At 67.8% G+C, this 17292-nt stretch carries 15 protein-coding genes and 1 pseudogene; 5 read left to right on the forward strand and 11 right to left on the reverse strand.

From position 1 onward, the window contains the following. Positions 1-78: 78 nt before the first annotated feature. The 3 genes from GOALK_RS18715 to GOALK_RS18725 all read right to left on the reverse strand — a co-directional run bounded on the left by GOALK_RS18715 (position 79) and on the right by GOALK_RS18725 (position 5513). On the reverse strand, positions 79-2598 hold the full coding sequence (locus GOALK_RS18715; protein WP_006360400.1) for an FHA domain-containing protein: 2520 nt from the start codon (positions 2596-2598) through the stop codon (positions 79-81). A gap of 114 nt (positions 2599-2712) precedes the next feature. Next, on the reverse strand, positions 2713-4500 hold the full coding sequence (gene arc, locus GOALK_RS18720; RefSeq protein WP_006360401.1) for a proteasome ATPase: 1788 nt from the start codon (positions 4498-4500) through the stop codon (positions 2713-2715). A 182-nt stretch (positions 4501-4682) separates the two neighbouring features. After that, positions 4683-5513, reverse strand: coding sequence for a tRNA (adenine-N1)-methyltransferase (locus GOALK_RS18725; protein WP_006360402.1), 831 nt, complete (start codon positions 5511-5513; stop codon positions 4683-4685). 163 nt (positions 5514-5676) lie between these two features. On the opposite strand from GOALK_RS18725, the gene GOALK_RS18730 reads away from it, so the two are divergent. Both GOALK_RS18730 and GOALK_RS18735 read left to right on the forward strand, forming a co-directional pair. Further along, a complete protein-coding gene (locus tag GOALK_RS18730; RefSeq protein ID WP_006360403.1) occupies positions 5677-6558 on the forward strand; it encodes a RecB family exonuclease in 882 nt (293 codons plus the stop codon). A gap of 48 nt (positions 6559-6606) precedes the next feature. After that, the gene (locus tag GOALK_RS18735; RefSeq protein WP_006360404.1) at positions 6607-7467 is read left to right on the forward strand and encodes a thioesterase family protein; all 861 of its coding nucleotides are present in this window, start codon (positions 6607-6609) and stop codon (positions 7465-7467) included. A gap of 166 nt (positions 7468-7633) precedes the next feature. On the opposite strand, the gene hisG is transcribed toward GOALK_RS18735, so the two are convergent. The 5 genes from hisG to GOALK_RS18760 all read right to left on the reverse strand — a co-directional run bounded on the left by hisG (position 7634) and on the right by GOALK_RS18760 (position 10798). Continuing rightward, positions 7634-8479, reverse strand: a complete 846-nt coding sequence (hisG, locus tag GOALK_RS18740) for an ATP phosphoribosyltransferase (RefSeq protein ID WP_006360405.1) — start codon at positions 8477-8479, stop codon at positions 7634-7636. Between the two features lie 70 nt (positions 8480-8549). After that, positions 8550-8813 carry a phosphoribosyl-ATP diphosphatase gene (locus tag GOALK_RS18745; protein WP_006360406.1) on the reverse strand — a complete coding sequence of 88 codons (264 nt, stop codon included), beginning with the start codon at positions 8811-8813 and terminating at the stop codon, positions 8550-8552. Next, complete coding sequence (locus GOALK_RS18750) at positions 8810-9481, reverse strand: HAD family hydrolase (RefSeq protein ID WP_042376306.1); 672 nt, start codon at positions 9479-9481, stop codon at positions 8810-8812. Before GOALK_RS18750 ends, GOALK_RS18745 begins: the two co-directional genes overlap by 4 nt. A 50-nt stretch (positions 9482-9531) precedes the next feature. Continuing rightward, positions 9532-10326: a helix-turn-helix transcriptional regulator gene (locus GOALK_RS18755; RefSeq protein WP_006360408.1), complete on the reverse strand. Its 795-nt coding sequence runs from the start codon at positions 10324-10326 to the stop codon at positions 9532-9534. A 4-nt stretch (positions 10327-10330) separates the two neighbouring features. Next, positions 10331-10798 (reverse strand): CinA family protein, encoded by a 468-nt coding sequence (locus tag GOALK_RS18760; RefSeq protein WP_006360409.1) that lies wholly within the window; start codon positions 10796-10798, stop codon positions 10331-10333. A gap of 125 nt (positions 10799-10923) precedes the next feature. On the opposite strand from GOALK_RS18760, the gene GOALK_RS18765 reads away from it, so the two are divergent. Continuing rightward, positions 10924-11736 (forward strand): alpha/beta fold hydrolase, encoded by an 813-nt coding sequence (locus GOALK_RS18765; RefSeq protein ID WP_006360410.1) that lies wholly within the window; start codon positions 10924-10926, stop codon positions 11734-11736. A 1-nt stretch (position 11737) separates the two neighbouring features. Here GOALK_RS18765 and GOALK_RS18770 read toward each other — a convergent pair whose 3' ends face one another. Both GOALK_RS18770 and GOALK_RS18775 read right to left on the reverse strand, forming a co-directional pair. Further along, positions 11738-13213: an MFS transporter gene (locus GOALK_RS18770; RefSeq protein ID WP_006360411.1), complete on the reverse strand. Its 1476-nt coding sequence runs from the start codon at positions 13211-13213 to the stop codon at positions 11738-11740. Then, on the reverse strand, positions 13210-13656 hold the full coding sequence (locus GOALK_RS18775; RefSeq protein WP_006360412.1) for a MarR family winged helix-turn-helix transcriptional regulator: 447 nt from the start codon (positions 13654-13656) through the stop codon (positions 13210-13212). Before GOALK_RS18775 ends, GOALK_RS18770 begins: the two co-directional genes overlap by 4 nt. A 100-nt stretch (positions 13657-13756) precedes the next feature. On the opposite strand from GOALK_RS18775, the gene GOALK_RS18780 reads away from it, so the two are divergent. Together GOALK_RS18780 and GOALK_RS18785 are read left to right on the forward strand one after the other, a co-directional pair. Further along, positions 13757-14680 (forward strand): manganese-dependent inorganic pyrophosphatase, encoded by a 924-nt coding sequence (locus GOALK_RS18780; RefSeq protein WP_006360413.1) that lies wholly within the window; start codon positions 13757-13759, stop codon positions 14678-14680. 153 nt (positions 14681-14833) lie between these two features. Beyond that, positions 14834-16420 (forward strand): annotated as a pseudogene (locus tag GOALK_RS18785) (DUF222 domain-containing protein). Between the two features lie 85 nt (positions 16421-16505). Here GOALK_RS18785 and GOALK_RS18790 read toward each other — a convergent pair. Continuing rightward, positions 16506-17288, reverse strand: coding sequence for a crotonase/enoyl-CoA hydratase family protein (locus tag GOALK_RS18790; RefSeq protein ID WP_006360415.1), 783 nt, complete (start codon positions 17286-17288; stop codon positions 16506-16508). Between the last annotated feature and the right edge of the window lie 4 nt (positions 17289-17292).

Consider the following 17292-nt stretch of genomic DNA (forward strand, 5'->3'; position numbering starts at 1 on the left):
CGAACCTCAGCCCCGACCGCCAGACCTCGATCGACGTCTGCCGGTCGAGTTGACGTCTACCGGTCGGGTGCGGCTGGCTCAGCGCTTTTTCAGCCGCAACCGTGAGTAGGTGAACGCCAGCAGCAGGATGCTGATGAAGGCGAGTACCGAGTAGGCGATGGCGCTGTGGGCGATCGAGGTCTCCCACAACGTGATCCGCTGGGGTGCAGCGACGTTGATGTTGTACAGGTCGACACTGCCGGCGGCGGTGACGTAACCCCAGAACGAGGGGAAGATCCACGACAGTTGCTGCAGGCCGACACCGTCCAGCTTGAACAGGCCGCCGCAGAAGACGAGCTGCACCATCACCACGATGACCAGCGGCGGCATCACCTGTTCGTTGGATTTCACCGCCGACGAGATCGCGAGTCCGACAAGGGTGCTCACACAGGCGAGCACGGCGACGGCGAACAGCAGGGCCAGCGGCGGGGGCAGGATCGGGCCGCCGAAGTCGGGTAGCCCACGACCGGCGAAGGTGATGCCGACCATGATGATCGTCTGCAGGATCGCGGCGATGAAGAAGACCACGATCTTCGCGAACAGGTAAGCGCCGGGACGCAATCCGACGGCTCTCTCCCGCTCGAAGATGTCGCGCTCACCGACGAGGTCGCGCACCGTCAGAGCCGCACCCATGAACGCGGCACCCACGACGAGGACCACCAGGATCTGGATCGCCTCCGCGCCGTCTTTGGGTGGCGGCGCGTTCGGGATCACCTCGAGTCGGGCGAAACCACTCGACCCCGGGATGACCAGCGTCAGCAGTCCGAGGACCACCGGCAGCAACACCAGGAACACCAGATAGCCGATGTCGGCGAAGACGAGCCGTACCTGGCGTCGGGCGATGGTCGACGCCTGTCTGGTGAAGCTGGTGTGCGGCACCGGTATCGGCGGGCCCGGAGGACGTTGCGGCGGCGGTGGATTCGGAGCACGCCGATGCCGTTCGAGGTAGCGCGTGTACGCGGCGTCGGGCTGGTCGGCGACATAGGCGAAGATCTCCGCCCAGTCGGAGGTCCCCATCTCCTGTTCGACCTGCGCCGGCGCACCGCAGAACGAGGTCTTGCCGCCCGGGGCGAGCAGCAGCACCTGGTCGCACATCGACAGGTACGTCAGCGAGTGGGTGACCACGAGGACGACGCGGCCGGCGTCGGCGAGGCGCCGCAGGGTCGCCATCACCTGGCGGTCGAGGGCCGGGTCGAGACCCGACGTCGGCTCGTCGAGGATCAGCAGCGATGGACCGGTGAGCAGCTCCATCGCGACCGATGCACGCTTCTGCTGTCCGCCGGAGAGCTTCTCGACGCGGGTGTCGACGTGCTCGGTCAGTTGGAGTTCGCCGAGGACGCCGTCGATGACCCGGTCGCGGTCTTCTTTCGACAGGTCGGGCGGCAGTCGCAGCTCTGCCGCGTAGCGCAGGGCCTGCCGGAGCGTGAGCTTGTGGTGGAGCACATCCTTCTGCGGGACCATCCCGATTCGGGTGCGGAGGGCGTCGTATTCGGCGTGGACGTTGCGACTCTCGAAGGTGACCAGGCCGCTCGTCGGCGAGTTCAGGCCCGCGGCGATCTTCGACACGGTCGACTTGCCGGCGCCGGACGGGCCGATCACCGCGGTGAGCGTGCCGGGACTCGCGCTGAAGTCGACGTCGGCGAGAAGCCGCTTACCACCGTCGACGATGAGGCTGACCCCGTGCACGTGGAGACCGTCGGCGACCGCCGCGCTCTCCTGGCCGCGCATGAGCGTGCCGCCGGACACCACGAAGTCGCTGTTGCCGATCGTGACCACGTCACCGTCGGACAGCGGCGCGTTGTTGACCCGGCGGCCGTTGACGAAGGTGCCGTTGACGCTGCCGAGGTCGTCGATGACCAGGACGCCGCCGCGGCTCGACACCTGCGCGTGGTGGCGGGAGGCGAGGACGTCGCTGACGACGATGTCGTTGTCCGGTGTGCGGCCGATGCGCTGCACACCGCGCAGCGAGATCGACTCGCGCTCGGGCGGAGTCGGTGCTCCCGGAAGCCGGTAGACCGCCGAGACGTTCTGTTTCAGCGCCTGCAGATGCGGGGCGTCGCGCAGCTCGGCGGGCATCGGTTCCGGCGCACCGGCGCGCGAGGGTCCGCCCGAGGATCGTGACGGGATGCGGCCCGACTGCGGCATGTTCGGTCCCGGGTGGCCGGGGGCGGCGAAACCCGCTGACCGTGGCCCCGGCGGGAACGGACCCGGACGGGCGGGTGCGGACGGCATCTGACCGCTCGGCGGTGGCGGGTAGGCGGTCGGATCGATCACCAGGTCGACTATCGGACCGGTGCTCACGTCGCCGAGCCGGACCTGCGTCGGGCCGGCGACCATGAGCTCGGCCAGGCGTCGTCCGCCGGCGAAAAAGCCGTTGGTGCTACCGATGTCGACGAGATACCACGCAGCCCCGCGCCACTCGATGGCGAGATGCCGACGCGACACCATCGGATGATTGATCACGATGTCGTTGTCGGGTTCCCTGCCCAGGGTGATGCGCGGGGATTCGCCCAGCGGATGAGGCGCCCCACCGTCGACGATCACCCGACCGCGAGCCATCGATGTACTGTTCATCGCCGCCAACTTTAGTGCTTGACGACGGTTTTCATGCCGTTCTGTACAGCAGACGACCGACCCCCTGGGGAGTCGGTCGTCTGCTGGATGAGGCGCGTGCTACAGGTATTGCCCGGTGTTCGTCTCGGTGTCGATGGCGCGGCTCGTCCCGGAGGACTTGCCGGTGACCAGCGTGCGGATGTAAACAATCCGCTCGCCCTTCTTGCCCGAGATGCGAGCCCAGTCGTCCGGGTTGGTGGTGTTGGGCAGATCTTCGTTCTCCGCGAACTCGTCGAGGATCGAATCGAAGAGGTGCTGCACACGCAGACCCGGGGCACCGGTGTCGAGCTGCGACTTGATCGCGTACTTCTTCGCACGGTCGACGACGTTCTGGATCATCGCGCCCGAGTTGAAGTCCTTGAAGTACATGATCTCCTTGTCGCCGTTGGCGTAGGTGACCTCGAGGAACCGGTTGTCCTCGCTCTCTGCGTACATCCGCTCGACGACCTTCTCGATCATCGCCTTGATGCAGGCCGTGCGATCCCCGCCGAACTCGCCGATGTCGTCGGCGTGGATCGGCAGTTCCTCGGTGAGGTACTTCGAGAAGATGTCGATCGCCGACTCGGCGTCGGGACGCTCGATCTTGATCTTCACGTCGAGGCGGCCGGGACGCAGGATCGCGGGGTCGATCATGTCCTCGCGGTTCGACGCACCGATCACGATGACGTTCTCGAGGCCTTCCACACCGTCGATCTCGCTGAGCAGCTGCGGCACGACCGTGGTCTCGACGTCGGAGGAGACACCGGAGCCGCGGGTGCGGAAGATCGAGTCCATCTCATCGAAGAACACGATGACCGGGGTGCCCTCGGACGCCTTCTCCCGGGCGCGCTGGAAGATCAGCCGGATGTGACGCTCGGTCTCACCGACGAACTTGTTGAGCAGCTCGGGACCCTTGATGTTGAGGAAGTAGGACTTCGCCTCCTTGGCGTCGTCTCCGCGGGACAGCGCGATCTTCTTGGCAAGGGAGTTCGCGACGGCCTTGGCGATGAGCGTCTTACCGCAACCGGGCGGACCGTAGAGCAGCACGCCCTTCGGCGGCCGCAGCTGGTAGTCGCGGAACAGGTCCTTGTGCAGGAACGGCAGTTCGACGGCGTCGCGGATCTGTTCGATCTGCCGGCCGAGACCACCGATGTCCTCGTACCCGACGTCCGGCACCTCTTCGAGGACGAGGTCCTCGACCTCGGCCTTGGGCACCCGCTCGAAGGCGAACCCGGCCTTGGTGTCGATGAGCAGCGAGTCGCCCGGACGCAGCTTGCGGCGCTTGCCGTCCTCCGCGTCGACCTCGCCCAGCAACGGCTCGGCCAACCACACGACGCGCTCCTCGTCGGCATGACCGACGACCAGCGCCCGCTTGCCGTCCCCGAGAACCTCGCGCAGAGTGCTGATCTCGCCGACCGTGTCGAACGCCAAGGCCTCGACGATGGTCAGGGCCTCGTTCAGACGCAGCGTCTGGCCCTTGGTCAAGGTCTCGGTGTCGATGTTCGGCGAGCAGGTGAGCCGCATCTTGCGACCGGAGGTGAACACGTCGACGGTCGCGTCGGGGTACACCTCGAGCAGGACCCCGTAGCCGCTCGGCGGCTGACCGAGACGGTCGACCTCCTCGCGCAAGGCGACGAGTTGCTGACGCGCTTCTTTGAGCGTGTCGAGCAGCTTCGCGTTGCGCGCCGTGAGGCTGTCGACGCGTTCCTGGAGGCTATCGGTGTCTGCCTGGCGTCCGAACGACGGGCGTTCGGAACCACTCCGCGCGAGAGGCGGGGTGTAGGCAGGGGTGAAGCCCTCGTCGGGTGCACTCGCGCTCTCGGGGACCGCACGGTCCCCGGTGGCGTCATGGCGGTCAGATTCGGTCATTGCTGACTCCTCTCCCCGGCAATCACCCGATCCCACGATCGGAATGCTCGCGCCGTATCCCTACGCTACCGGCACGGACGCAGAATCGCCCTTCACCCACCAGATGGCGGTGTTGACGGTGTGTTAAATGTGCGCGTTCGCAACGGAATCACGATCTTGCGGCCAATGCGGACCAGCCGAACTCAGCCCTTCGTCGGCCGACGCTGCGGACGCAACGTGGTGGTGCCGTCGGCGAGCCGGCGGGCGGTGATGAGAAACGCAGTGTGGCCTTGCATTTTGTGCTCGGGACGAACAGCCAGGCCGACGGCCGACCACTCGCGCAGCAGGGTCTCCCAGGCGCGCGGCTCGGTCCAGCACTCCTGCTCGCGCAGCGCCTCGATCACGCGCGAGAGCTGGGTGACGGTCGCCACATAAATGGTCAGGACCCCGCCTGGTTTCAACACGGTGCGCACCACGTCGAGGGGCTCCCACGGCGCGAGCATGTCGAGGACGACGCGGTCGAAGCGTTCGTCCTGGTCGACGTTCGCGAGATCGTCGACGACGATGTTCCAGTTGTCCGGGCGGCCACCGAAGAAGGTCTCGACGTTGCGGATCGCATGCTCGGCGTGATCCTCGCGGATCTCGAAGGAGTTCACCTCGCCCTCGGTGCCGACGGCGCGGAGCAGTGAACACGTCAGCGCGCCGGATCCGGCGCCGGCCTCCAAAACGCGGGCGCCCGGGAAGATGTCGCCCTCGAGGACGATCTGCGCGGCGTCCTTGGGGTAGATGACCTGGGCACCGCGCGGCATCGAGAGCACGTAGTCGACGAGCAGCGGCCGCAACGCGAGGTACTGGGTGCCGCTGGTGGCCGAGACGACGCTGCCCTCGGGCGAGCCGATGAGATCGTCGTGCGAGATGGCGCCGCGGTGGGTGTGGAACTGCTTGCCCTCTTCGAGGAGCACCGTGAACTTTCGGCCCTTGGCATCGGTCAGTTGAACCCGGTCGCCGACGGCGAACGGTCCGGTGGTGGGCACTGGGTGCTTCCTCTCGTGAACGGGACGGAGCCGACGCCTCCGCGCTGGCGGAGAAGGTGGTGGTCGGGAGTCCGGTGGGCCGTGAGGACGATACCCGACCGCAGGTGGGTGTCGGACCGGCAGAGTGTCGGGGCTGCGGCCTAGTCTGCGAGATGTGAGCACGATGACCGGCACCGACAACCCCTCCGCCAGCGCGACCCCCGCGCCGGAGCCGCCCCCGTCGGAGGGGGCGCGCGGGATCGTCGGACGCCCCCTGGCTCTGTCTCCGTCGCGGGCGGCGGACTTCAAGCAATGCCCGCTCCTGTACCGGTTCCGCGCCATCGACCGTTTCCCGGAGACGCCGACCGCCGCACAGACCCGCGGCACCGTCGTCCATGCGGCACTCGAGAACCTCTTCGACATGCCTGCCGAGCTCCGCACCCAGGATTCGGCAGAGCTGCTCGTCGAGGGGGCCTGGGCGGCGCTGTGCGAGGAGGACCCGCAGCTCGCGCGGGTGATCGACGAGGGCGGTCAGGCGGCGTTCATCGCCGGTGCACACAAGCTCATCGCGACGTACTACACGATGGAGAACCCCACCGCCTTCGATGCCGACTCGGTGGAGGAACACGTCGAGATCGAGGCCGACGACATGCTGATGCGCGGCTTCATCGACCGTATCGACGTCGCACCGACCGGCGAGATCCGCGTCGTCGACTACAAGACCGGACGCTCCCCCGGCGAGGCCTACGAGGCCAAGGCGCTGTTCCAGATGAAGTTCTATGCGCTGGCGATCCTGCGGACGCGCGGCGTCGTGCCGGCCCGGCTGCAACTGATGTACCTGTCCGACGGCCAGCAGCTGATCTACCACCCCGATCACGACGAGCTGCTCCGCTTCGAGCGGACGCTGCGCGCGATCTGGCAGGCCATCCGCACCGGCGTCGCCTCCGGGGACTTCCGGCCGCGGAAGTCCCGGATGTGCCGGTTCTGCGAACACCAGTCGCGGTGCCCGGAGTTCGGCGGCGAGATCCCGCCCTACCCCGGTCCGCCGCCCGGGTTCGTCGCCTGAGGCACACCCCGAGACGCCCGATTATGTAGATGCACATAGGCTGGACACGTGGAGAGTTCGTACTACGTTCCCGTCGACGCCCCGGCGTCCGACGGCACCAGCCCGGCCGGCGACCCGTCGGCGCGATATGAGTACTTCCAGCCGACCGACGCCACCCTGAGCGTCTGGTCGCCGACCATGCAGCACGGCGGCCCGCCGTCGGCGCTGATGATGCGGTCGTTGCTGCGCTGCGACCCGGATCCCTCACAGCACTTCACCCGCGTGACGACCGAGATCCTCGGCCCGATCGGGCTGGGCGTCAACCGGATTCACGCTCGCGTGATCCGCCCGGGTAGGCAGATCAGTCTCGTCGAGACCGAGCTCGAGGTGCAGCGGGCCGACGGCTCGTTCCGCACGGCCGCGAAGTCGGTGGGCTGGCGCATCCGCGGCGCGGACACCAGCGAGATCGCCAACGGTCCCGCTCCCCTGACCCCGCTGCCCGACGAGCTGCCGAGCCAGATCGGGTTCCCCGACGACAGCGGCGAAGCAGTGAGCTGGGGAACGCTCGGGTTCATCGGAACCGTCGAATCGGCACGCACCGAGGGCCGCTACGGCGAGACCCCGGCGGTGTGGCTGCGCGCGGCCCTCCCGCTGGTCGAGGGCGAGAAGACCTCGGACCTCGAGGCCATGTTCATCGTGATCGACGTCGCCAACGGTGTGGGTACGAGACTGCGCCCGGACCGCTGGTCCTGGATGAACACCGACACCACCGTGCATCTGACGCGGGTACCGAGCGGGCCGTGGGTCGGCATCGACGCCAACATGGTCGCCGGACCCGACGGTTTCGGCGCGACCCTCGGCGACCTGTACGACACCTCCGGCTACATCGGCCGGTCGGCGCAGACGGTCTTGCTCAACGCCGTCGGCTGACCCTTCGAGGCGCTCGCAAGCTCGCTCCTCAGGGACGAGAAAAGGGGCACCCCCGAGATTGGTCGAGGGTGCCCCTTTTCGCTCCCTGAGGAGGCCGGAGCCTGCGACGGACCGCCGTCCTCCGCTCCCTGAGGAGGCCGGAGCCTGCGACGGCCGTCTCGAAGGGTCAGAACCGGCAGGAGCGGATGTCGGTGGCGAGGATCGCCTTCGCGCCGAGCTCGGAGAGCTCATCCATCAGGTTCTGGTGGTCCTTGCGCGGAACCATCGCGCGGACGGCGACCCAATCGGGATCTGCCATCGGGGCGACCGTCGGGGACTCGAGGCCCGGGGTGATCGCCGTTGCTTTGTCGAGGAGCGACTTGGGGCAGTCGTAGTCGATCATCACGTACTGCTGTCCGAAGACGACGCCCTGGACGCGCGCGATGAACTGCTTCTCGGCTTTGGTGAGATCGGCGTCGCGCCGGGAGATCAGCACGGCCTCGGAGTCGCACAGCGACTCGCCGAAGGCAGCCAGCCCGTGTTGGCGCAGCGTGCGTCCGGAACCGACGACGTCGGCGATCGCGTCGGCCACCCCGAGCTGGATGGAGATCTCGACCGCGCCGTCGAGCCGGATGATGTCGGCGGTGATGCCGCGTCCGGCGAGGTCGTCGCGCACCAGGTTCGGGTACGACGTCGCGACGCGCTTGCCGGCGAGGTCGGCGACGGTCCACTCCTGGTCGGCCGGGGCCGCGTAGCGGAAGGTCGACGTGCCGAAGCCCATCGCGAGCTGCTCGTGGACCTGGGCTCCCGAGTCGCCGGCGAGGTCTCGGCCGGTGATGCCGAGGTCGAGGCGTCCCGACCCGACGTAGATGGCGATGTCCTTGGGACGGAGGAAGAAGAACTCGACGTCGTTGTTGTTGTCGAGAACCGTCAGATCCTTGGAGTCGGATCGTTTGCGGTAGCCGGCCTCGGAGAGAATGGCCGACGCGGATTCGGAGAGCGCACCCTTGTTGGGTACAGCCACTCGCAGCATCTCGATGTCCTTTTCGTGGGGTTGTGCTCAGCTGAGCGGGAGGTTGTGTGTCGGCGACCGGGGCTTCCGGTCACAGATGTCGGTACACGTCCTCCGGCTTGAGGCCCCGTTTGATCATCATCACCTGCAGCCAGTAGATGAGCTGGGAGATCTCCTCGCCGAGCGAGTCGTCGGACTCGTGCTCGGCGGCGAGCCACACCTCGCCGGCTTCTTCGATGATCTTCTTGCCCAGGGTGTGCACACCCGAGTCGAGCGCGGCGACCGTGCCCGACCCCGCGGGGCGGTTCTCGGCCTTGTCGCTGAGTTCGGCGAACAGCTCCTCGAATGTCTTCACGATTCCTCATTTTGGCATGTCGCGGTACGCGCGAGACCGCCGGTCCATGCCTCGGTGACGTCGTCGAGTCCCAATCCGACCAGAGAGCGTCGAAACACCCGCAGCGGTCCGGGTTCCACCGGTGCCGCGGATTCGACGACGAGGGTGAGACATCCGGCCGCCGTCGCGGCCTGAGCGCCGGTCGGGGAATCCTCCACCGCCAGGCATTCCGCGGTCGGCAATCCGAGCAGTTCGGCGGCGCGCATGTACGGGTCGGGAGCGGGTTTGCCGACGGCGACCTCGTCGCCGCAGACCGTGGTCGCGAAGCGATGACGGCCGATCGTCTCCAGGGCCACATCGGCTGCCTCACGCACCGTATTGGTGACCAGCGCCATCGGGATACCGGCGCAGGCGATCAGTTCCAGCGCCTCGAGTGCGCCGGGTCGCCACGGGAGACCCTCCTGGAAGAGTTCGGTCACCCGGTCCAGCGTCCACCGTCCGTCCGCGGCGGGATCCCGGACCTCGGGCGACAGACCCGCGGCGTCGTGGACCTTCGCCAGCGCGTCGGGCAGGGAGTTGCCGAGCGTCGATTCGCGCAGGTGCGGGGTCATCGCGATGCCATGGAGCGCCGCCAGCTCGGACATCGCTATCTCCCAGATCGGCTCGGAGTCGAGCAGCGTGCCGTCCATGTCCCAGAGGACGGCGGCGGGGAGTCGGAATGCGGGATCAGCGGAGTCGGTCACCTCTGCATCATCGCAACCCATCGTTCCGTCGGCTCGTCGGCCGGGTAGAAAAGCTCGATCGTCAGCTCTTCGAGCGTGACATCGCGGGGTGAACCGAAGGTGGTCAGGGTGCTGAAGAAGGACAAGACCTCGTCGCCGAGTTCCAGCTCGAACGGCACCAGCAGCGAACCCACCTCTCGCGACCTGCCCGACACCTGCCCGCCGTTCAGACCGGACACGGTCGGATACGACGACACCTCGCGTTCGAGCTCGGCGAGTCGTTCGTCGCCGGTGATGCGCACCATCCGACGAAGGAGGTCGAGCAGGTAGGAGGCCCACTCGTCGAGGTTGTGCGTCATCCGCGCGAAGCCGTCGGGGTGCAGCGACACCCGGAACAGGTTGACCGGCCTGGCTTGGAGCTCGTCCGGGAGCAGGGACAGGAGCCGCATCGCGGTGTCGTTGGCCAACACGACGTTCCACGCGCGGTCGAGGGCCATCCCGATGTTGGGGTTGTGCGCGTCGAGCAGTCTCTTGACCTCGCCGCGCACGCGGGTCATCGTCTCCGAGTCGAGGGGCTCCTCGCTGTAGCGCGGTGCGTGACCGGCCGCGAGGAGGAGCGAATTACGTTCGCGCAGAGGGATGTCGAGACGTTCGGCCAGCGCGTGAAGCAGGCCCGGACTCGGGCGGGACTTACCCGTCTCGACGAAGCTGAGGTGCTTCGGCGAGACCCCGACCTCGTAGGCGAGGTCGAGCTGACTGATGGACCGGCGAGACCGCCACTGCTGCAGCAGAGTTCCCACCTCGACGGTCATGGGGTCATCGTAGACAGCTCTCGATCAGTTCGAGTGAGTACGCGATGGTCTGGGCGAGAACGTCTTCGGGCTCGCCGTCGAACTCCTTGCGGGTCGCGGAGACCCGGCCGCGATGGTCGAGTCCGAACCATACGGTTCCCGGTGCGGCCTCGTCGGGTTCCGGCCCCGCCTCGCCGGTCACCGCGACGACGATCTCGGCGTCGAACAGTCGCGCGGTGGTGGCCACCATGGCGCGTGCGGCCGTCTCGCTGACGACGGGCCCTTCGGGCACCTCGAGCAGGCCGAACTTCACGTCCTCGTGGTAGGCGATGACGCCGCCGCGGAACCAGTCCCCCGCCTGCGGGGCCTTGCTCAGCTCGCTCGCGAGGTTGCCGCCGGTCAGCGACTCCGCGACCGCGACGTGCACACCCTGCTCCACGATCGCGTCGGCCAGTCGCGCGCACGTCTCGGAGAAATCGGTCACGTCGGACATCGGTGGCTCGCCTTTCGGTCGGAATCTTCGATCACAGCACCCCGGCGATATCCGGATAGGGCCGAGATCAAACCACTACCTGGTAGGTAGTGGTGCCGGCGTCGGCGATGCGTCACTCTTGGGCCATGACCCAGACCAGCACAGATCGGCCGACCGCCATCCTGATCTCCCCGGCGATGGCCGTGCCGGCGCGGGTCTACCGACGGCTGACGGAGGCACTGACGGGATACGGGCTCGATGTCCGCGTCGTCGCGCGCCGCGGTGTCGAGGAAGGTGCAACCCCGCCCTCCCACACCGCCGACTGGTCCTACGAGGACGAGGCCGCCGACCTCGCCGATGCGATCGCCGGCACCCGGGCCGACGTCCCGGGCACGCGGGTCGTCGTGGTCGGGCACAGCCTCGGTGCGCAACTCGCCGCGATGGTCGCCCAGTCGTCGGATCACACGCCCGACGGGATCGTCGCAGTGGGCGCGTCGGTGCCGGCGGTACGCCACTACGGGCTCCGCGGTCTGGCCCTGGGCGCGATCGCCGTGGCCGTCGGGCCCGTATCGGGTGCCGTCGGCCATTGGCCCCGGCAGGGTTTCGGCGGCCCCACGGCCCGAACGCTGATGCGGCAGTGGGCACGTATGGTCCTCACCGGTAGGGCGCCGTTCGCCCTCGACGGCTCGATCGAGACACCGACCCTGGCCATCCGGCTCGATGACGACGAGATCGTCACCGACGGTGCGGCATCAGCGTTCGACGCCGCGTTCTCGCCGGAGTCGATCACCCACTGGCGCTACGACGACGCACGATGCCCGGCGGGCGGCAACACGACGCACATCGGCTGGGTCCGTACGCCCGACGTCGTCGCGCAACGGATCGCGGAGTGGTGGGACTCGCAGGCAACCGGTGCACGGGCAGCCACCGAAGCCGACGCTCAGCGCCGGCCGGGGTAGGTCAGGGCACCCAGGTCCCCGACGTGGACTCGATCCGCTCGCGTGTGCGGGCAGCCGTTCCACGGGCCCACGCCCCCGTCGAGACGAAGGCGAGAACGAGGACCGCAGCGCCACACAGCGCCATGATCAGCCACACCGGGCGGGCGGCGGCGGCGAGCCCGTCGGCGACCGACCCCTCGATTCCGGCGAACGCCACCGCGCCGAACACCGCGACACCGAGCGCGGTGCCCACCTGGCGGCCGGTCGAGGCCATCGCCGACGCCAGACCCGCCTGCGTTCGGGGCATCCCCGAGACCGCCCCGTTGGTGATCGGTGCGTTGAGGAACCCGAAGCCGAGCCCGAAGACCAGATATGCGGCGCCGACGTAGACGAGGGAGGTGTCGTTGCCGAGGCCGGTGAGCATCAGGGCGCCCGCCACCATCCCGACTCCTCCGATCACCATCGGTGTCCGGGCTCCCCGATCGCCCACGAGCCGACCGGCGATGGGCGCGCAGACCACCGACGCCGCCGCCATCGGCAAGGTCATGAGTCCCGCGTGAAGCGGCGACATCTCACGAACCTCCTGCAGGTACAAGGTGTTGAGGAACAGGAAGCCCCCGGTGGCGGCGAAGGCGATGACCGCACATGCGACCGAGCTCGAGAACGGCGCGCTCCGGAAGAATCGCGGGTCGAGAAGCGGCTCCTCGCGGCGACTCTCGTACGCGATCATCGCGACGAACGCGCCTGCCGACACGGCGAAACACGTGAGCACTCCCGGTGACGTCCACCCCTGGGGGCGTCCCTCGATGATGGCGAAGGTGAGGGTGGCGAGGAGGGTGAGGATCAGCATCTGCCCGACCGGGTCTGCGCGGCGGGCGTGCTCGGCCCTCGACTCCGGGACGAATCGCATCGTCAGTCCGAGGGCGAGCAGGCAGACCGGAACGTTGAGCCAGAAGATCGCCTCCCACCCGATCCCGGAGACGAGGGCCCCACCGACGACCGGCCCGAATGCCAGGCTCATGCCGAACGCGGTGCCCCACAGTCCGATCGCCTGCGCACGCTCGCGAGGATCGACGAAGACGTTGGTGACGATCGACAGCGCGACCGGGTTGAGCATCGCGCCGCCGACGGCCTGCAACATGCGTGCCCCGATGAGGACCTCCGGTGTCGGTGCCAGCGAACACAACACCGACGCGACGCCGAAGGTCACCAGGCCGACCTGGAAGATCCGCTTGCGGCCCAGGCGATCTCCGAGCGATCCGCCGAAGATCAGCAGGCTCGCGATCACCAGCGCATACGCGTCGAGGACCCACTGCAGCTGCGCCGGCGTCGCGCCGAGGTCCGAACTGATCGACGGCAACGCGACATTCACCGCCGACACGTCGAGGCCGACGATGAACAGGCTCAGGCAGCAGGTGGCGAGGATGACGAGCCGGTCCCGCCGCGTCAGGGTGCCGTCGGCCGATCGAGCGCGCAGCGCAGCGCGTGCGGCGTTCACGACTCGGCCGCCGCGCGGAGGAGATCGAGCAATTCCGCGAGCTGCTGGAGCTGCGCCTCGTCGAGCGCGGCGAACATCTCGGGCGCAGTCGCGGGGTTCGCGGTCACCTCGTCCATCACCCGGCGGCCGGCGTCGGTGATCGTGACGCGCTTACACCGGCCGTCGTCGGCGTCGGCCTCCCGGGTCACGAGCCCGCGGGCGACGAGATCATTGACGATGCCGCTCATGGCCGATGCATCCACACCCATTCGCTCCGCGAGGTCTCGCTGCGTCATCGGCCGCACGGCGACACGGCGGAGCGCGCGGAACCGGCTGAACGGGATGTCGATGACCTCGCTGATGCGGGCACGCGACTGCTTCTCTTGATCCCGCACGAGGCTGTTCATCGCGAACCACACCTCGGTGGTGGTCTGCGAGCGTACGTGGTCGTCCGTTGTCGACATAAAACGATTGTAGTTTTACAACTATCTCTGCGGCAATCATGCAACGTCGGAGCTCCGCCGTACGCTGGGATGCAGCAACGTCGAGCGAAAGCTGAGTCGCATGTCGAAGATCCTCGTCATCGGACACCGCAATCCCGACACCGACGCGATCGGGTCCGCGATCGGCCTGGCACGGCTCGAACAGGCACTCGGAGTTGACGCGGAAGCCGTCGCCCTCGGCTCACCCGGCCCGGAGACGGCCTTTGCGCTCGACCACTTCGGCCTCGCGGCGCCGCGCGTCATCGAGCACGCGAGCCCCCACGACGTGATGCTCGTCGACCACAACGAACGCCAGCAGAGCGTCGCCGACATCGCCGACGTCACCGTCCGCAAGGTGATCGACCATCACCGCATCGCCAACTTCGAGACCGCCGCGCCGCTGTACATGCGAGTCGAGCCGGTCGGATGTACGTGTTCGATCCTCACCCGCATGTACGCGGAGAGCGAGGTCGAGATCCCCGCCGACACCGCCGGGATCATGTTGTCGGCGATCATCTCCGACACCCTCCTGCTGAACTCCCCCACGACCACCGACTCCGATCGCATCGCCGCCGAGGAGCTCGCGACGATCGCCGGCGTCGACCTCGTGGACTACGGGAACCGATTACTCCGCGCCGGAACGGACCTCGGTGACCAACCGGCGTCGTCGATCATCGGACTCGACGCCAAGACCTTCTCGATGGGATCGGCCAGCGTGCGCGTGGCGCAGCTGACCACCGTCGACGCCGACGCCGTCCTCGCCCGCCGCGACGAGTTCTTCGAGGCCATGGCCGCCGAGAGGGAGACCGCGGGCCACAATCTGTTCCTGCTGCTGATCACCGATGTGATCGCCTGCGACTCAGACCTTCTCGTGGTCGGTGAACCCGTCGACGCCGTCGAGCGTGCGCTCGGGATCACGGTTGCCGACGGGCACGCCTTCGGCAAGGGCATCGTCTCGCGGAAGAAGCAGATCGTGCCGCAGTTGACCGAGGAGCTGACGAGCTGAGTTCGCCCGATTGACAGGTCGGACGGTAGCCGCGTTACCACACCGCACCGACAGTCTTGGCGACCGGAAGAACCGACGATATTCGTTGCACGACAACACAATCGCGGGTATTGTCGAACATACATTTCGCACCAGGTGTCGGGGGTGGCCGCCATGAGGGATACCTCGCAGGTGGACGTCGCCGACGAGCCCATCTCGCGTGCCGAGGAACTGGTGGGTGAACTCCACCGGATCACGACCGAACTGCAGGCCGTCGATCTCACGCAGTGCTCAGATGCCGCACTCGTCGATGTCGCGGCCGAGACCGAACGAGCCATCGCTCGACTGGGTTTCGCCGGTGACCGACAGATCGTCGAAGCCACCGAACGCGACCTGCCCCGCAAAACCGGCCACCGCAGCGTCATCCAGTTCATGACCCACCGCCTACGCGTCGCCCACCCCATGCGGCGCCGCGACCAGATGTCAGCGACCGCAACCTTTCCCAGCCTCACCGGCGAACCACTCCCACCCCAGCACCCCACCCTGGCCGAAGCCTTCGCCGACGGACGTGTCGGATCTGCCCACGTGCACGCCGTGCTCGACGTCCTCGACCAGATCCCCCACGCCGTCGACCACGACGTGAAAGTCGCCGCCGAACGACAGATGGCCGAGATCGCCGTCGACCACACCCCCGCCGACATCGCCGCCCTCGGGGCGCGCTTGCTGGCACTCGTGGACCCCGACGGCACACTCGCCGACGACACCGACCGCAAACGCCGCCGCCAGCTGTACGTGAACCGCCAGCGCGCCGACGGCACCGCGAAAATGACCGCCAACCTCACACCCGAACTGCTTGCGCGCGTCACCATGTTGCTTGCCGTGTGGGCCAAACCCGGCATGAACAATCCGGATGACCCCGAATCACCCTGTGGCTCAGTCGAGGATGCCGATCCGGAAGCAGTCGAGGCGGCTGCCGAACGCGATACCCGCACCCCCGCCCAACTCAATCACGACGCCTTCAACGCCCTCCTCAAAGCTGTCCTCGACGACGGCCTGCTGGGCAAGAGCCACCGCGGACTACCCACGCAATTGATCATCAAGGCCGACCTCGACGACCTGGTCCGCGAAGCCGGTTTCGCCACCACCGCCACCGGCACCCTCATCCCCATCACCGACCTCATCAAACTCGCCGCTGACACCCAACCCTGGCTGGCGGTATTCAAAGACGCCACCGCCGTCCCGCTCTACTTCGGCCGCGGCAAAAGGTTGGCCACCCGCGAACAACGCCTGGTGTCCTTCGCCAGACCCGACGGCGAAAGCTGCTCCACCCCCGACTGCGGCATAGCCGCCGCACACGTGGAAATACACCACGCCCAACTGGATTGGGGCCTTGGCGGACTCACCGACATCACCGACCTCGCCCCCGCCTGTCCCAAACACAACCGCCTGGTCGGCGACCAGCCCGGCCAGTACACCACCCGCATGGTTCGGGACGGACCCGACGAAGGCCGCTGCGCCTGGCGGCTCAACGCCGAACCCGGCGCACCACCCAACCCCGAACGCATCAACCGGCGACCCGACATACCCCGCCGATTCGCTGAACAACTGAAACAGGTGCGCACCGATATCCACTGACCCAAACCCGAGTCCGGCGATCAACCGCGCTTCGAGATGCGCCAGATCATCGACCTCCGCAACGCCTCCGACGCCGAAGCCACACTTGCCTCGATACTCCTCGCCGCGGCGTACCCGCGCGGGTGACGCCGAATGGTCTGTGAGCCTTCGTGGCTCGTCGCTTGCGCTCCTCGCACCTCAGGCAGCGAGGGCTATGTCGCGTTCTTTCGGATCAGGGAGCAGAGGTGATGCCCTGACCATGACGGCCCGCGCCGTCGGCGAATCGCGCGGCTCCTGCGACGGTGTCGGAGGCAAGTGACACCATCCCATGGCGCAGCTCGTTGACCATGGCGGCGTCGGTGTCCATGCCCGGCTGCTCGAGGACAGACAGACGATCCTGGCGAAGGCACGTCTGCGGGAACTGTGCGATCTGGGTCGCGAGCTCGACGGCGGCGTCGAGGGATGTCCCGCACGGTACGACCCGATTCGCGAGTCCGATCTGCAGCGCCTCGTCCGCGGCCACCGCGCGCCCGGTGAGGATCAGGTCGATCGCGCGGCTCTCCCCGATCAACCGAGGAAGCCGCACCGTCCCACCGTCGATCAGCGGAACGCCCCAGCGCCGGCAGAAGACGCCGAAGACAGCATCCTCCTCGACGACGCGCATGTCGGCCCACAGCGCGAGTTCGAGGCCACCGGCGACCGCGTGACCGGAGATCGCCGCGATCACCGGTTTGGACAACCGCATCCGGGTCGGGCCCATCGGGCCGTCACCGTCGAACTCCACCCGGTTGGGGGTTCCGTCGGCGATGGCCTTGAGATCGGCTCCGGCGCAGAACGTCCCGCCCTCGCCGTAGAGCACGGCCACCGAGGCGGTTTCGTCGGCGTCGAACCGACGAAACGCGTCGGCCAGGGCATCGGCGGTCGCCCGATCCACGGCGTTGCGGCGGTCGGGACGGTCGATCCCGATGATCCGGACCGGTCCCTGCGGCCGTTCGATCACTCCCGACCCGCCCATCGCC

Origin of the sequence: Gordonia alkanivorans NBRC 16433 (assembly GCF_000225505.1) — a bacterium.
GTDB classification, from domain to species: Bacteria; Actinomycetota; Actinomycetes; order Mycobacteriales; family Mycobacteriaceae; genus Gordonia; species Gordonia alkanivorans.

Excerpts from the sequence above, each read along its gene's own strand:
- GOALK_RS18715 (WP_006360400.1), bottom strand. The coding sequence starts at position 2,598 with ATGGCTCGCGGTCGGGTGATCGTCGACGGTGGGGCGCCTCATCCGCTG.
- arc (WP_006360401.1), bottom strand. The coding sequence starts at position 4,500 with ATGACCGAATCTGACCGCCATGACGCCACCGGGGACCGTGCGGTCCCC.
- GOALK_RS18730 (WP_006360403.1), top strand. The coding sequence starts at position 5,677 with ATGACCGGCACCGACAACCCCTCCGCCAGCGCGACCCCCGCGCCGGAG.
- hisG (WP_006360405.1), bottom strand. The coding sequence starts at position 8,479 with ATGCTGCGAGTGGCTGTACCCAACAAGGGTGCGCTCTCCGAATCCGCG.
- GOALK_RS18750 (WP_042376306.1), bottom strand. The coding sequence starts at position 9,481 with ATGGACGGCACGCTGCTCGACTCCGAGCCGATCTGGGAGATAGCGATG.
- GOALK_RS18755 (WP_006360408.1), bottom strand. The coding sequence starts at position 10,326 with ATGACCGTCGAGGTGGGAACTCTGCTGCAGCAGTGGCGGTCTCGCCGG.
- GOALK_RS18760 (WP_006360409.1), bottom strand. The coding sequence starts at position 10,798 with ATGTCCGACGTGACCGATTTCTCCGAGACGTGCGCGCGACTGGCCGAC.
- GOALK_RS18765 (WP_006360410.1), top strand. The coding sequence starts at position 10,924 with ATGACCCAGACCAGCACAGATCGGCCGACCGCCATCCTGATCTCCCCG.
- GOALK_RS18775 (WP_006360412.1), bottom strand. The coding sequence starts at position 13,656 with ATGTCGACAACGGACGACCACGTACGCTCGCAGACCACCACCGAGGTG.
- GOALK_RS18780 (WP_006360413.1), top strand. The coding sequence starts at position 13,757 with ATGTCGAAGATCCTCGTCATCGGACACCGCAATCCCGACACCGACGCG.
- GOALK_RS18790 (WP_006360415.1), bottom strand. The coding sequence starts at position 17,288 with ATGGGCGGGTCGGGAGTGATCGAACGGCCGCAGGGACCGGTCCGGATC.